This is a genomic window from Fibrobacter sp. UBA7003 (assembly GCA_002449765.1).
Lineage (GTDB): Bacteria > Fibrobacterota > Fibrobacteria > Fibrobacterales > Fibrobacteraceae > Fibrobacter.
The window spans coordinates 218,308-231,850 of record DJXN01000012.1; the positions used below are offsets into that span (position 1 = coordinate 218,308).

Below are 13,543 nucleotides of genomic sequence, written 5' to 3' on the forward strand. Positions count from 1 at the left end.
CCATGATTGAATCCATCATCCTCGGCCTTTTGCAGGGCCTCGCCGAATTCCTCCCCATTTCCAGCTCCGGCCACCTCGTGCTGGGCCACGAACTCCTTGGCATGAACGAGGCGGGCATGTTCTTCGACATCATGCTCCACGCCGGGACGCTGCTTTCCATCTTCGTGGTGTTCCACAAGAAGATTACCGACATCATCGTGGGCTGCATCCGCCGTAATCCGGACCAGTTGCGCGAAGCAGGCTACATCATTCTAGCAAGCATCCCGACAGCAATGATCGGCCTCGGCTTCAAGGACTTGCTCGAAGGCCTTTTCGAGAACCCGCGGGCCGTGTGCGTGGCCGAACTCTTTACCGGCTTGCTCCTGTTTACCTCCCAGTGGGGCCCGACCGGCGCCAAGCATCCGGATAACGTTGGCGTCAAGATGAACTGGTGGCGAGCACTCGTGACTGGCGTGGTTCAGGGCATTGCCTGCATTCCGGGCATCAGCCGCAGCGGCTCCACCATCAGCGCCATGATGTTCATGGGCGTGAACCGCAAGTACGCCGGCGAATTCAGCTTCCTCATGAGCATCCCCGCCGTGGGTGGCGCAGCCCTCCTCGACGTCATCAAGTGGGCCAAGTGCCAGAGCGCCGAGAAGGTCGCGCAGATGGCCCTCGAGAACCCGGAAAAGGCAGCCCAGTGCGCCGACGCCGGCAGCTTCACTCCCGAACTTTTGGTGGGCATGCTCGTGTCCTTCATCTTCGGCATCATCGCCCTCAAGTGGCTCATGACCTTCTTGCAGAAGGGCAAGTTCCAGCACTTCGCCTGGTACGTCTGGGCCGTGGGTATCCTCGGACTGATTTTTATCTAAGTCTATATGATTGTCTGTAAAAAATGCGGCGAGAAATACGAAGACGATATGCCGCACTGCCTTTGGTGCAACGCTCCGAATCCGGAGCACCCGCTGAATAAAGCCAAAGTGGTCGCACCTTCCGTAGTCGTCACCACACAAGCAACGCCCCCTATGCCTGCTGTAACTTGCCCGGGCGTCACCACACAAGCAACGCCCCCTATGCCTGCTGTAACTTGCCCGGGCGTCACCGAACAATCTGCTGACGAGCCTGCCTCGCCTGTGGCAACCGATACCGGCGAAGCAGATTCTAAGGCCAACAAGACTTTACCAGAATCGGGCGAAACCGTTGCCGTCATAGGGCCCGGGCAAGAACAGGACATCGCCATAGAGCAACAGTTCCGTCAAAAAGGCGTCCTGTGGAGTGTCATTCTGGCCGGAGTTTTCGTCTCGTGGCTATGCCACTACAAGTACCTTAAGAAAACCGACAAGTTCAGCACAAAGTTCTTTTTGCCCCTATTCGGCATTGAGTGCGTGTCCAAATCTTTATTCTACATGCTTTCAAAGGCTAATTATTCTGGATTAGCCTTCGGTCCCTTTTTATATGCCATCATTGTCATTATCGTCTGCCTGTTCTATTGGTTTTTCATCGGAAAACTCGGCCTCGTTCTACTCAAGAAAGCCGTTCCAAACTATGACCAAAAGGCTTTCAAAAAACGGGAACGCATCGGGATAGCTATCGGCATCCCCATCTTCGCTTTAGAATTTATCGCCGGATACCTTCAATACGGCACTGCCGCTAGAATGTTGGGAGTTTGGCTAGGCAACGCCCTCCGGTAGTTTTCCCACCATTTTTGGCACGGTTATTGCATCTTCTATAGCGAAAACAAGGCAGGACCGTTGTTTTGTTTCATTTTGAAACATCTTGGCAGTCTAAGCCGCTCGAAAATTAAACATAACGGAGATTCCCGCCTGCGCGGGAATGACAAAAAGGAAAGGACGTAAAATGGCAACAGAGAAGATGGAATTCCAGACCGAAGTTCGCGACATGCTGAACTTGATGATCAACTCCCTTTACAGCAACAAGGAAATCTTCCTCCGCGAACTTGTTTCTAACGCGGCGGACGCACTCGACAAGCGCCGTTTCCTCTCGCTCTCGAACGCAGACTTACTTCCGCAGGGCACGCAGCTCCGCATCGATATCTCGGTGAACAAGGAAGGCAAGCGCATCGTTGTCGAAGACAACGGTATCGGCATGAACAAGGAAGACTTGATCAACTGCCTCGGCACCATCGCTCGTAGCGGTACCAAGAACTTTATCAAGAATTTGAAGGAAGGCGACAAGGGCAGCGTCGATCTCATCGGCCAGTTCGGTGTGGGTTTCTACTCCGTGTTCATGGTCGCAAAGAAGGTCGAAGTGTTGACCCTCAAGGCCGGCGAAACTCAGGGTTACCTGTGGTCTTCCGAAGGCACGGGCGAATTTGAAATTTCTGAAGCCCCGCGCGACAAGGTGGGCACCAAGATTACCTTGTACCTGAAGGACGACGAAGACGCGGGCGACTTCGCCAGCGAATGGAAAATCAAGGACATCGTCCAGAAGTACAGCGGCTTCGTGAGCTACGGCATCTACTTCCACCCCGAAGCAACGAAGAACGACAAGGGCGAACTGGAAGAAAAGCCCGAAGAACGTTTGAACGAAAAGCAGGCCCTGTGGCGCCAGAGTGAAAAGGAAGTCACCGAGGAACAGTACAAGGACTTCTACAACGTCATCAGCCACGAAGCCGACGAACCGGCCGCATGGAGCCACAGCCACGCCGAAGGTTCCCAGGAATTCTGGAGCCTCGTGTACATTCCGTCGAAGGCTCCGTTCAACATTTGGCACAACGACGCGTTGCACGGCCTCAAGCTCTACGTGAAGAAAGTCTTTATCATGGACGACTGCAAGGATTTGCTGCCGCCTTGGCTCCGCTTTGTGCGCGGCGTGGTCGATAGCGAAGACTTGCCGCTGAACGTGTCCCGTGAAATCTTGCAGAACAACAAGATCATCACCAACATTCGTAAGCACGTGATCAAGAAGGTGCTCGACTCCCTGCAGAACATGGCCGATAAGGATGCCGCGAAGTACAACGCCTGGTGGCGCGAACTTGGCATGGTCTTGAAGGAAGGCTTCTACATGAACTGGGAACATCTTGACGAACTCAAGAAGTTGCTCCGTTTCGAAAGCACCAAGACCGAAGGCGACGCTCTCGTGGGCCTCGACGAATACGTAAAGCGCATGCCGGAAGGCCAGAAGGAAATCTACTACCTCATCGGCGACAAGAATGCCGTGAAGTCCAACCCGATGCTCGAAGCCTTCAAGGCGAAGGGCTACGAAGTGCTGCTCATGAGCGACGGCATCGACGAGTTCATGATGTCGAGCCTCACCGAATTCGGCGACAAGAAGTTCCACGACATCGCCCGCGGTGACGTGGACTTCGAAAAGACCGAAGACGAAAAGAAGGCCGAAGAAGCCAACAAGGGCATTTTCAAGGGCCTCTGCGAAAACTTGCAGAAGGTCTTGGACGAAGACATCAAGGAAGTCCGCGTGTCTAGCCGCTTGAAGGATAGCCCCTGCTGCCTCGTCACCAGCGAAGACGCCATGAGCGCCCAGATGGAACGCATGATGAAGGCAATGGGCCAGAAGAACTTGCCGAAGAGCAAGCGCATTCTGGAAATCAACCCGACGCACCCGATTTGCGAAATGCTCAAGAAGAAGGTCGAAGCGAAGGAAGATTTGGGTGACTGGCCGAAGGCCCTCTACGGTCAGGCTCTGCTTGCCGAAGGCTCTCCGCTCCCGAACCCCGCTGAATACGTCAGTGCGATTACTAAACTGCTGACCGCCAGCGTGAAGTGACACAAGGCGCGAAGGATCTAACCCTGAACATTAAAAAGACCGCGATTCACTCGCGGCTTTTTTTTCATTCTAAATTCATTTTCAGCCTAAGTCAAAAAAGATGGGAGCAAAGAACGCAATAACAAAAACAACAACTAGGATTACTACACCCAAAATAATTCCCTTGCGTTCACGGGGCTTATAGACTTCTGGCGCATATTCCGGGAGACATTCCTTTATTTTAGAAGCGCCTAATCTTCCCAAAATGAAAATAGAAACAAAAAACCAGACCATTCCCAAGATATCGTAGACATTCAAGGTTTCCGGAGATGTCATTTTAGAGCCAGCGGTTAGTGCCTTATCTACCATATTCGTCAGGATATTCCACCCAAGCATCGGCAAGAAAAAACTCTTTGCGCTCTTTTCCAGCTCCTTGCGATGGAAAAACCACGAAATAATCGGCCCGCCAAGAGCCATGCTCCACATAAATTTTCCCGCCGGATGCGCAACGGCTGCGGTTTCCGGCACAGGTTCCGCGACAACAGTTTCCGGGACTTTGTCTTCGTTCATGTTTTACCTCTGTAAGTTTTTTTCGAAATATACAAAAAAAAACCAGGGTCGGAATGACGACTCTTTTCGTTGACAACGCACCCATTTTTTGTTAAATTTGAATTTGCGAATGATTTGCAAATTAGAATACAAGACGAAAACGCGACAAGTCATCATGGACTTCATGGTCAAGAATCCTGACCGGATTTTCAAGGCCTCCGATATAGCCCAGGACCTGCGCTCCGTTTCCCTGAGCACCATCTACAGGAACCTCGCCCGTCTCGAAAAAGCGGGCATCGTCCAGATTGTCGGGGCCGAAGAGAACAAGGAACTCCAGTACCGCTACACTGGCCCGAGCAAGTGCCAGGAGAAAATGCACCTCGTGTGCAAGGAATGCGGCAAGTTTTTCCACCTGGAAGGCCCCGCACTCAAGATGCTGCAACTTTCGGTACAGCGCGTAAGCGGCTTTGAACTGGACCAGCAGCAGTCGGTTTTGCTCGGGCGCTGCGCCGGATGCTCCATAGCCGCGAAGAAACCCCTCCCGCGGAGGCGTATGCACCATGTTTAAGGCCCTGTTCGACAGGCTTCTGGTTGTCCTGGCGTCGCTCTACGTGTCACGCCACCTGGAACACCGTTGCCACGGCGAACATTGCCACGTCTGCCACCATATCCATCGCTGTCTGGAACTGATTACGGTCTGCATGGAAATGGTCGTCGCACCTTTTGAAATCGCGCTCTGCTGCGTGTTTTTCAGGCTCCCCCGCATCAAGGTTCTCGATACGTGCCGAGCCACCCTTGTTTCGCAAAAGGTCCTGTTGTTGAATTGAAGTGCGTCGCACCCAAGATGACGAGCGGTACAAAGCCGCATAACAACATCAACAACATTTGTCCATACGGACAAGGACCTTTAAATGAAAAAAGTTGCATCCATTGCAATATTGTTTTTTGCGTTAGCGATCTTGCTGACCGCCTGCAACACGGAATCCGGGAAAAAAGATTCCGCACCAAAAAAAATTTCCGTCGTCGCGACCATCTACCCGCAGTACGACTGGCTGAAGAACGTGATCGGCGAGCGTGCCGATGCAGTTGACCTGAAACTGCTCATCAAGAACGGCACCGACCTTCACAGCTACAAGCCCTCGGCACAGGACATCGCGACCATCGCCAAGGCCGACCTCGTCGTTTACGTGGGCGGCGAGTCTGACGGATGGATTGAGAAGGCTCTTGAGGTTACCCCGAAGGAAGGGCGCATCGCGTTGAACCTGATGAAGGCTCTCGGCGACCGCGTCAAGGAAGAAGAAGTCGCGGAGGGTATGCAGGTAGAGGAACATCACCATGAGCACGGCGAAGAAGCCGAAGAACATGAGCATGAACATCATGAGCATGCCGAAAAGCACGAAGACGAGCATCATCACCACGAAGAAGTCGAGAACGACGAGCACATCTGGCTTTCGCTGAAGAACGCTTGGATTTTGGTGAACGCGCTCGCCCAATCGCTTTCGAAGGTGGATTCCGCAAATTCGTCAATTTACACAGCGAACGCTATCCTCTACAACGCAAAACTCTGGGAAATGGACAAGGAATTTGCCACGGCTACTTCGGACGCTTCGCAAAAGACAGTCCTGTTCGGTGACCGATTCCCGTTTCGTTATCTGGTGGACGATTATGGCATTAAGTACTATGCCGCATTTGCCGGCTGTTCCGCCGAGAGCGAAGCGAGCTTTGAAACGGTTACGTTCCTTGCGGGGAAGATGGATTCTCTACAACTGCCCGCCATCTTCACGATTGACGGGAGCAACGGGAAAATCGCCCGAGCCATTCTCGAAGCAAGCAAGAACTCCAAGAACGCGCAGGTCTTGACGCTCAATTCGATGCAGTCGGTGACGGACGAACAGATAAAGGCCGGCGTCGATTACCTCTCCATCATGCGCGACAATCTGGAAGTATTGAAAAAGGCTTTAAAATAATATGAACGAAATAATCCCTCTGATCAAATGCCGCCAGCTGACGCTCGGCTACGGAAGCAAGGACCTGGTCCGCGACCTGGATTACGACGTGAATGTCGGGGACTACCTCTGCATCATCGGACGCAACGGTTCCGGCAAGACAACGTTCCTCCGTGGAATCGCAGGCTTGCTCAAGCCCAAGTCCGGAGATATCGAACTCTGCGAAGGGCTCAAGCGCAGTGAAATCGGTTACCTGCCGCAGATGACGCTAGTCCAGAGGGATTTTCCCGCATCGGTGGAAGAAATCGTTCTTTCCGCATTCCAGGGCAAGTTCCGCCTGCTGCCGTTTTATGGACGGGCCCAGCGGGAACGCGCCATGGAATGCATGGCGCTCACCCGCACCGAAAGCTTGCGCAAATCGTGCTTCCGCGAACTTTCGGGTGGCCAAAAGCAGCGCGTGCTTTTGGCCCGGGCCCTCTGCGCTGCCGATCGTTTATTGCTTCTCGACGAGCCCGTAACCGGCCTCGATCCCGAATCTACGGAAACAATGTACCGCGTCATCAATGACCTGCACAAGAAGGGCATGACCATCGTGATGGTCACGCACGACGTGGACTCCGCCCTGGACGATGCTACCCGCGTGATGAACTTCGACCAAATATCAGTTAAAGGAAGATAAAACCTCAAGTCAAGGAGATCCCCGCATTCGCGGGGATGACAATGTACGGTATGCCAATTGATACGCTTCTTTTCTACCTAGACTTTCCCTTCGTGCGCTACGCGATTGTCGTAGGCGTACTCGTATCGCTCTGTTCGTCACTGCTGGGCGTAACCCTCGTACTCAAGCGCTACTCCTATATCGGTGACGGCCTCTCACACGTTGCATTCGGCGCACTTGCCATTGCAGCAGTACTCAAGGTGACAAACAACATGCTCATCATCTTGCCGGCAACCATAGCCGTGGCTGTACTCCTGCTCTGCACCGGGAAAAACGCTCGCATCAAGGGTGATGCCGCCGTCGCCATGGTATCGGTCGGCGCGCTCGCCATCGGCTACCTGCTGATGAACATCTTTTCCACCTCGGCAAACATCTCGGGCGACGTGTGCACCACACTTTTCGGTTCCACGTCCATCCTCACGCTGAAACTGGAAGAAGTCATTCTGTGCATTGCGCTCTCGTGCGTGGTGCTTTTCTGTTTCGTCCTCTTCTACAACAAGATTTTCTCCATCACGTTCGACGAGAATTTCGCACGAGCCACGGGCGTCAACACAGCGCTTTTCAACCTGCTGATTGCCGTCATCGTGGCAACGATTATCGTACTCGCCATGAACCTTGTGGGTGCGCTTTTGGTATCGGCCCTCGTGGTTTTCCCGGCACTTTCGGCCATGCGCGTATTCAAGAGCTTTTTCTCGGTGACGGTCGCTGCGGCAACCATATCCGTGATTTGCTCGCTTATCGGCATCGTAGTCGCAATCCTCGCCGGGACTCCCGTGGGTTCGACCATCGTGGCGGCGGATATCGTCGCCTTCGGGCTATTCTACCTGATAGGTATTGCACGAAACGGCAGTAACTAATTTGTCCAAATATTTCAAGAAAACAGCAATCGCATTCATTGCTGTGCTCCTGTTCGCACTGAACGCCTCCGCGAAGGAAGACCTGGGCGATTGGCCGAAGGCCCTCTACGGTCAGGCTCTGCTTGCCGAAGGTTCTCCGCTCCCGAACCCGGCTGAGTATGTGGCAGCAATTACGAAACTGCTGACGGCTAGTGTGAAGTAATTACGCGCAAAACGTCATTAAAGAAGGCCGCGAAATCGCGGCCTTCTTAATTTTTCGTATCGGATTTCAACAACATTTGTCAAAAAAAACTGGATAAGCGAGCAGAGCAAGGTCGCAACTCTTTTTAGCCAGAACGTTGGATAATCAAGCAAGACAAGGCGCGAGCCTCCGTAGCGTACTAAAGTACGCAAGGAGGCGAGCAACGCAGTATTGCGCCGATTAGCGAACGTTCTTACCCGTGGTACAGATTACCGGACTGGTAATTCGGTTCCGTCGTGAGGTTCACGCCCAGGCGGCGGAACACGCCCACATCGACCTGCGAGAGGATAACGCTGGAATGCACTTCGCAGTGGCGGAGTTCCGGCAGTTTCTCTAGGGCGATTTTCGCGTTGTAGTCCGTGAGGGCACAGACGGAAAGCGCCACGAGGGCCTCGTCCATGTGCAAGCGCGGGTTCTTGTGTCCGAGCTGTTTCGTCTTCAGATTCTGAATCGGCTCAATGACCATCGGCGAAAGCAGGCGCACTTCGTCGGGAATCTTCGCGAGGTGCTTGAGCGCATCGAGCAACATGGCAGAAGAAGCGCCCAACAGCGAAGAAGTCTTCGCCGAGATGATTGCACCGTCATTCAGCTGGATGGCAACCGCCGGGCCGCCAGTTATTTCAGCCTTTTCAACAGCAGCCGCAATCACGGGGCGGTCAACAGTGCTGATCTGCGCCTGCTCCATGATGAGTTCCTGCTTGTAAATCTGGTCCTTTTCCGCATTGCCCTTGCGCACATCGCAAAGCGTGTTGTAGTAACGGCGGATAATTTCCTGCTTGGCCGCCTCGCAAACGGCATCATCGTCGATAATGCAGTTGCCCGCCATGTTCACGCCCATGTCCGTGGGGCTCTTGTACGGAGATTCACCCAGAATGCGCGTAAACAGCGCGTTCAGCACCGGAAAAATTTCCACATCGCGGTTGTAGTTGATGGTAGTTTGTCCGTAAGCTTCCAAATGGAACGGGTCAATCATGTTCACGTCGTTCAGGTCAGCGGTCGCCGCCTCGTACGCGAGGTTCACCGGATGCTTGAGCGGGATGTTCCAGATGGGGAACGTCTCGAACTTCGCATAACCGGCCTTGATGCCACGCTTGTTCTCGTGATAAATCTGCGAGAGGCAGACGGCCATCTTTCCACTCCCGGGGCCGGGAGCCGTCACCACGACGAGTTCGCGAGTCGTTTCGACAAACTCGTTCTTGCCGTAGCCGTCATCGCTTACAACCAAAGGAATATTGCTCGGGTAACCCGCAATCGGGTAGTGGCGGTAAACCTTGAGTCCCAGTCCTTCAAGCTTCTTCTGGTAAGCAACGGCACTCGGCTGTTCCTGCCAGCGGGTCAGCACCACAGAGCTCACGTAGAGGCCATAACCGCGGAACGCGTCAATCAGGCGGAGCACGTCCTGGTCGTAGGTAATGCCGAGGTCGCCGCGGACCTTGTTCTTTTCGATGTCACCCGCATTGATGGCGATAATGACTTCGGCCTTGTCCTTGATTTTTTCGAGCATGCGGATCTTACTGTCGGGCGCGAAGCCAGGCAACACGCGGGATGCGTGATGGTCATCGAACAGTTTTCCGCCAAATTCCAGGTAAAGTTTTCCGCCGAATTTCGCGATGCGCTCGGCAATTTTTTCGGACTGCGTCTTGAGGTACGCTTCGTTATCAAAACCTACTTTAAACATCTTTTTCTACCGATTCAAAATTAAAATTCAACGTTCCAAAAATAAAAAATTTTCAGCACAGCCGCAGTCTGATTTACGAAGTAAAAAACGCCTTTCCTAAAAATGTTTTCGGGAAATTTTTCTTTTTTCTAATTCGTTAAGTATCAAGAAATTAAGCGCACCACCAAAAGAAAAATCGAGGCAAGCGGCAAGCTCACCCCGATAAACAAGCAACAAACAACAGATTTTTATTTCGCGATCTTGTGGACCTTGCCGCCGACGTTCACGAACAGCACGCCCCGAGCGCTGATGCGGATTTCTTGATTCACAGAAGTGATTTCCGAAGCCTTCAGCACACGGCCATTGAGGTCAGCAACAAAGAATTTCGTTCCGACCGCTGCGCCATCGATAAAGAGCGAGTTGCCGGACGCATGGACCTTCACGTTGCCGAGAGAAGCCGTGGCAATCACCTTTTCCGGTTTCTTCACCGTCACCTCGTAGAGCTTGCACGATTCAAACGCATGGAACGTGGTGTCGTTTTCATAACTTACGCCATTGTATTCACCTTCTGCCGTCTTTTTCTCGACCTCGGGCTTCTTCTTCCAAATCTTGAAGTTGCCGGTGAGGTGGAGCATGGCGAGGTAATGCACCAGGCCGTCGTAGTAACGCTGGCTGCCCACGATGGGCTTGGAATCCCAGGCCTTCTGCAACACCTTCTTCACCAGATCCTTGTAGCCCTCTTCTTCAAGCAGGGCGTAGGTAGCAACCGCATTCGCGCCCGCCTGGCCGATGGTGAAATCGCCGTATCCGTTGGTGCCGTCCCAGTTGAAGTGGCCGTGCCTGTAGCCGTCCTTCTCGAAGAAGTCGGTAATCACCTTCGCGATTTTCGTTTGGCGTTCCATATCCACGCCGAACAGGTAGCTGTCCATGCCGTAGTTCATGGGGCAACGGATGGCATCGAACGCATACTTCGTAGAATTGTCGCTAAAGGCGTAGTGCGGAGTCCCGTCGAAGTTGCTGTAGTCGCTACACAGGCCCGACTGCGGGTTTGCGGAATTGTAGATGTGGTCGCGGGTGGCCTTCGTCGCCTTTTTCCACTTGTCGGTGTTGGTGTCGGACCAGCGGCTGAACAGGTCCACGAATGCGGGCAAACTGTAAGAGGCGTCGCCCCAAGTGTTGTTGCCGTCGCTCGGCTGGAACGTAGCAATGAAGGACTGTTCGCTGTACAGGGATTGGCCGTTGCCTTTCCAGCAGGCCCTCAAGATGCTCTGTGCGTCCTTCATGTAGTTCGCGTCGTCCCAGCGGTTGGCCGCAAACAAAAGCGCCATCATGAAGTAGATTTCGCCGTCGGGAGCGTTGCCCCAGTCGCGCACGGAACCGTCGCGGTTCGCCTGCCACGCAAAATAGCCGGAACCACCCGTGGCAGGATTGCTCCACATGTGTTTCTTGGCCCAGTTCCAGAGTTTGCCGAACTGTTCCTTGTGGTTGGTCTGCACGGCAATCATCATGCCGTAGCTCATGCCCTCGGAGCGAATATCGTTGTTGTTTATATCGACAATATAGCCGCCGTCGTTGTCTTCGTAATACACGGTCTTGTCGTTCTGGCCGCCAAAGTAATGGTTCCAGAGTTCATCCAGCTTGTCCTGGATGTCCTTGTCCGTCTTGCCGAGGAAAGTCTTGAACGGGCTCGTGTAATCGCCCGTGTAGTAGGCACCCGTAGACTGAGAACCGTCCTTTTCGCAGTCGGGGCCAAAGTAGGCTCCGCTATCGTCGAAGAAGGTGCCAGTGTATATTGAATTCTCCGCCGCAGTGGCAAAGGACGCGCACAGCAGGGCGACCGATAATACGGATAGGTTTTTCATTTTGTTCTCCCAAGAGTTGATTTAACCTATCCATAACAAACCCAGCTATAATATAAATAAGGGCGGTTCGATTTCACTTATCGCGCAGAAAAAGCCGTTGTTAGGCAAAACAACGCGGAAATGCCATTTTTTCACTAAAAACGCAAAAGTGCCTCCAGGGCAGGAATCTCACTGAAGCCCCGGAGGCACCGTTGTACGGAGATCTTTAGGCGATTACAAGCCCTTCGTTCGTGGCGGTATCGCCCTCGATGTGGAAAGAATTGAGCACCGGATGTTCGCGGTCCATGAGCGAAAGGATCAAGTAGCTCGCCCTAGAATCGTAGGCAAGACGCTTGTCTTCTTCCGACGGGCGCGACGGGGATTCCGGATGGGAATGCCAGTTGCCCAGCGGCGAGAGGCCGTTTGCACGCATGTCCTTGATGGCGGCAAGCTGTTCCTTGGGGTCCAGCGAAAAATGCTCGTTCGAATGGTCGATATTCGTGAGCAGGTAGACCTTCTCGATATGCTTGTCGCTACCTTCGATGCGCCCCGCAATCAGCCCGCAGGCCTCTTCGGGGAGGTTCTTTTGGGCATGCGCGAGGATTTTTTCGTAGTTGTCTTTTGAGATTGTGATCATTCGCACCGCCTAGTGTTTCAAATCGCAGACCGCCTGCTCGTAGTCGATAAGCTGCGTGATGGTCGGGTGCGTGCCGCACACGGCGCAGTCTTCGGTATGCGTCGGCAGTTTCACCTTGCGGAATTCCATCGTAAGCGCATTGTAGGTGAGCAGGTAACCCGTGAGCAGATTGCCCACGCCTAGAATGTACTTGACGGCTTCCATCGCCTGCAAGCTACCGATAACGCCGCCCATAGCGCCAATCACGCCCGCCTGCTTGCATGTCGGCACGGCATCTTTCGGAGGCGGCTCCTTGAACACGCAGCGGTAGCAGGGGCCCTGGCCTGGAACATACGTCATGAGCTGGCCCTGGAAGCGGATGATGCCCGCATGGGAGAAAGGTTTCTTCGCCATCACGCAAGCGTCGTTGATGAGGAACTTCGCCGGGAAATTGTCGGTACCGTCGATGATGAAATCGTAATCCTTGATGAGGTCAAGAATGTTTTCGCTCGTCACAAAGGTGTGGTACGTAATCACCTTCACGTCGGGATTCATCGCTTCCATCGTCTCTTTCGCGGATTGCACCTTGGGCTTGCCCACATCCTGCGTAGCGTGGATAATCTGGCGCTGCAAATTAGAAAGATCGACCACGTCGGCATCGGCAATGCCGATGGTGCCCACGCCTGCTGCAGCAAGGTACATCGCCACGGGGGCCCCGAGGCCGCCAGCGCCAATCACGAGCACCTTTGCATTCAAAAGTTTCTTCTGGCCCTTCGCGCCCACCTCTTTCAAGATGATGTGGCGCGAATAGCGCTCCAGCTGTTCGTTAGTAAAAGCCATTAGCAGCCGCCTCCCATGAAGTAGAGAAACTCAACATTGTCACCATCCTTGAGCACAGCCTTGTCAAACGTTCCGCCCTCGACAAACGCCTCATTTACCGAAACCGTCACGTAAAGCGGGTTGTCAATTTTCTCGGCTTCAATCAGTTCTGCGACGGTGAGGCCATCCTTGTATTCTTTCTTGTTTCCTGCAACTGTAATAATCATTTTATACTCCTTGGTTAGTCGCCGACCTTCTTCACGATGAGCGTGTAGGTTCCGTCCTGGTTGTCGTCAAGTTTCAAGATTTCGTGTCCCTCTTCCTTGATGCTGCGCGGCACGTTCTGCACCGGTTCGCCGTCGTTCAGGCGGATAGAAAGGATTTGGCCTTCTTCCAGTTCCTCGAGGGCGACCTTCGCTTTCACGAAAGTAGTCGGGCACACGACATCGGTAATGTCGATGGTATCGTCGATTTTTATTTCTGCCATTGTTGTTTCTCCGTACATTGATGTTTTAAATCTGGCCCAAATATAGAACGCGTTTTCGCACGCGTCCAATACATTGTTTTTATGCTGAATTATCAGTTTTTTCTATAGCA

At 53.3% G+C, this 13,543-nt stretch carries 16 protein-coding genes; 9 read left to right on the plus strand and 7 right to left on the minus strand.

Annotated features, from left to right (window positions below):
• The first annotated feature begins 2 nt into the window (after nt 1–2).
• From B2952_RS09170 to htpG, 3 genes are all read left to right on the plus strand, one after another.
• Entirely contained in the window at nt 3–851 is an 849-nt protein-coding gene (locus tag B2952_RS09170) for an undecaprenyl-diphosphate phosphatase (protein WP_290734837.1), read from the plus strand.
• A gap of 6 nt (nt 852–857) precedes the next feature.
• The gene (locus B2952_RS09175; RefSeq protein ID WP_290734839.1) at nt 858–1,670 is read left to right on the plus strand and encodes a hypothetical protein; all 813 of its coding nucleotides are present in this window, start codon (nt 858–860) and stop codon (nt 1,668–1,670) included.
• A gap of 166 nt (nt 1,671–1,836) precedes the next feature.
• On the plus strand, nt 1,837–3,723 hold the full coding sequence (gene htpG, locus B2952_RS09180; protein WP_290723265.1) for a molecular chaperone HtpG: 1,887 nt from the start codon (nt 1,837–1,839) through the stop codon (nt 3,721–3,723).
• Nucleotides 3,724–3,804: 81 nt separating this feature from the next.
• Here htpG and B2952_RS09185 read toward each other — a convergent pair whose 3' ends face one another.
• The gene (locus B2952_RS09185) at nt 3,805–4,272 is read right to left on the minus strand and encodes a hypothetical protein (RefSeq protein ID WP_173366388.1); all 468 of its coding nucleotides are present in this window, start codon (nt 4,270–4,272) and stop codon (nt 3,805–3,807) included.
• Nucleotides 4,273–4,381: 109 nt separating this feature from the next.
• Between B2952_RS09185 and B2952_RS09190 the strand changes: the two genes are divergently transcribed.
• From B2952_RS09190 to B2952_RS09215, 6 genes are all read left to right on the plus strand, one after another.
• Entirely contained in the window at nt 4,382–4,819 is a 438-nt protein-coding gene (locus B2952_RS09190; protein WP_097035177.1) for a Fur family transcriptional regulator, read from the plus strand.
• Nucleotides 4,812–5,078: a hypothetical protein gene (locus tag B2952_RS09195; RefSeq protein ID WP_290734841.1), complete on the plus strand. Its 267-nt coding sequence runs from the start codon at nt 4,812–4,814 to the stop codon at nt 5,076–5,078. The genes B2952_RS09190 and B2952_RS09195 overlap by 8 nt, the downstream gene beginning before the upstream one ends.
• 84 nt (nt 5,079–5,162) lie before the next feature.
• Nucleotides 5,163–6,218, plus strand: coding sequence for a metal ABC transporter substrate-binding protein (locus B2952_RS09200; RefSeq protein ID WP_290734843.1), 1,056 nt, complete (start codon nt 5,163–5,165; stop codon nt 6,216–6,218).
• A 1-nt stretch (nt 6,219) separates the two neighbouring features.
• The gene (locus B2952_RS09205; RefSeq protein ID WP_290723274.1) at nt 6,220–6,876 is read left to right on the plus strand and encodes a metal ABC transporter ATP-binding protein; all 657 of its coding nucleotides are present in this window, start codon (nt 6,220–6,222) and stop codon (nt 6,874–6,876) included.
• 50 nt (nt 6,877–6,926) lie between these two features.
• Nucleotides 6,927–7,772, plus strand: coding sequence for a metal ABC transporter permease (locus B2952_RS09210; protein WP_290734845.1), 846 nt, complete (start codon nt 6,927–6,929; stop codon nt 7,770–7,772).
• A 1-nt stretch (nt 7,773) separates the two neighbouring features.
• Nucleotides 7,774–7,974 (plus strand): hypothetical protein, encoded by a 201-nt coding sequence (locus B2952_RS09215; protein WP_290723278.1) that lies wholly within the window; start codon nt 7,774–7,776, stop codon nt 7,972–7,974.
• 232 nt (nt 7,975–8,206) lie between these two features.
• On the opposite strand, the gene B2952_RS09220 is transcribed toward B2952_RS09215, so the two are convergent.
• The 6 genes from B2952_RS09220 to B2952_RS09245 all read right to left on the minus strand — a co-directional run bounded on the left by B2952_RS09220 (nt 8,207) and on the right by B2952_RS09245 (nt 13,433).
• A complete protein-coding gene (locus tag B2952_RS09220) occupies nt 8,207–9,691 on the minus strand; it encodes a DUF1846 domain-containing protein (protein ID WP_290723281.1) in 1,485 nt (494 codons plus the stop codon).
• A 227-nt stretch (nt 9,692–9,918) separates the two neighbouring features.
• Nucleotides 9,919–11,532 carry a glycosyl hydrolase family 8 gene (locus tag B2952_RS09225; protein WP_290734847.1) on the minus strand — a complete coding sequence of 538 codons (1,614 nt, stop codon included), beginning with the start codon at nt 11,530–11,532 and terminating at the stop codon, nt 9,919–9,921.
• Between the two features lie 205 nt (nt 11,533–11,737).
• Complete coding sequence (locus B2952_RS09230; RefSeq protein WP_290734849.1) at nt 11,738–12,148, minus strand: M67 family metallopeptidase; 411 nt, start codon at nt 12,146–12,148, stop codon at nt 11,738–11,740.
• Nucleotides 12,149–12,157: 9 nt separating this feature from the next.
• On the minus strand, nt 12,158–12,967 hold the full coding sequence (locus B2952_RS09235) for a HesA/MoeB/ThiF family protein (protein ID WP_173448892.1): 810 nt from the start codon (nt 12,965–12,967) through the stop codon (nt 12,158–12,160).
• On the minus strand, nt 12,967–13,173 hold the full coding sequence (gene thiS, locus B2952_RS09240) for a sulfur carrier protein ThiS (protein ID WP_290723286.1): 207 nt from the start codon (nt 13,171–13,173) through the stop codon (nt 12,967–12,969). The genes B2952_RS09235 and thiS overlap by 1 nt, the downstream gene beginning before the upstream one ends.
• 14 nt (nt 13,174–13,187) lie before the next feature.
• On the minus strand, nt 13,188–13,433 hold the full coding sequence (locus tag B2952_RS09245; protein ID WP_072810168.1) for a sulfurtransferase TusA family protein: 246 nt from the start codon (nt 13,431–13,433) through the stop codon (nt 13,188–13,190).
• Nucleotides 13,434–13,543 lie beyond the last annotated feature (110 nt).

Coding starts and splice junctions, on each gene's coding strand:
- B2952_RS09170 (WP_290734837.1), top strand. CDS start 3: ATGATTGAATCCATCATCCTCGGCCTTTTGCAGGGCCTCGCCGAATTC.
- B2952_RS09175 (WP_290734839.1), top strand. CDS start 858: ATGATTGTCTGTAAAAAATGCGGCGAGAAATACGAAGACGATATGCCG.
- htpG (WP_290723265.1), top strand. CDS start 1,837: ATGGCAACAGAGAAGATGGAATTCCAGACCGAAGTTCGCGACATGCTG.
- B2952_RS09185 (WP_173366388.1), bottom strand. CDS start 4,272: ATGAACGAAGACAAAGTCCCGGAAACTGTTGTCGCGGAACCTGTGCCG.
- B2952_RS09190 (WP_097035177.1), top strand. CDS start 4,382: ATGATTTGCAAATTAGAATACAAGACGAAAACGCGACAAGTCATCATG.
- B2952_RS09195 (WP_290734841.1), top strand. CDS start 4,812: ATGTTTAAGGCCCTGTTCGACAGGCTTCTGGTTGTCCTGGCGTCGCTC.
- B2952_RS09200 (WP_290734843.1), top strand. CDS start 5,163: ATGAAAAAAGTTGCATCCATTGCAATATTGTTTTTTGCGTTAGCGATC.
- B2952_RS09205 (WP_290723274.1), top strand. CDS start 6,220: ATGAACGAAATAATCCCTCTGATCAAATGCCGCCAGCTGACGCTCGGC.
- B2952_RS09210 (WP_290734845.1), top strand. CDS start 6,927: ATGCCAATTGATACGCTTCTTTTCTACCTAGACTTTCCCTTCGTGCGC.
- B2952_RS09220 (WP_290723281.1), bottom strand. CDS start 9,691: ATGTTTAAAGTAGGTTTTGATAACGAAGCGTACCTCAAGACGCAGTCC.
- B2952_RS09225 (WP_290734847.1), bottom strand. CDS start 11,532: ATGAAAAACCTATCCGTATTATCGGTCGCCCTGCTGTGCGCGTCCTTT.
- B2952_RS09230 (WP_290734849.1), bottom strand. CDS start 12,148: ATGATCACAATCTCAAAAGACAACTACGAAAAAATCCTCGCGCATGCC.
- B2952_RS09235 (WP_173448892.1), bottom strand. CDS start 12,967: ATGGCTTTTACTAACGAACAGCTGGAGCGCTATTCGCGCCACATCATC.
- thiS (WP_290723286.1), bottom strand. CDS start 13,173: ATGATTATTACAGTTGCAGGAAACAAGAAAGAATACAAGGATGGCCTC.
- B2952_RS09245 (WP_072810168.1), bottom strand. CDS start 13,433: ATGGCAGAAATAAAAATCGACGATACCATCGACATTACCGATGTCGTG.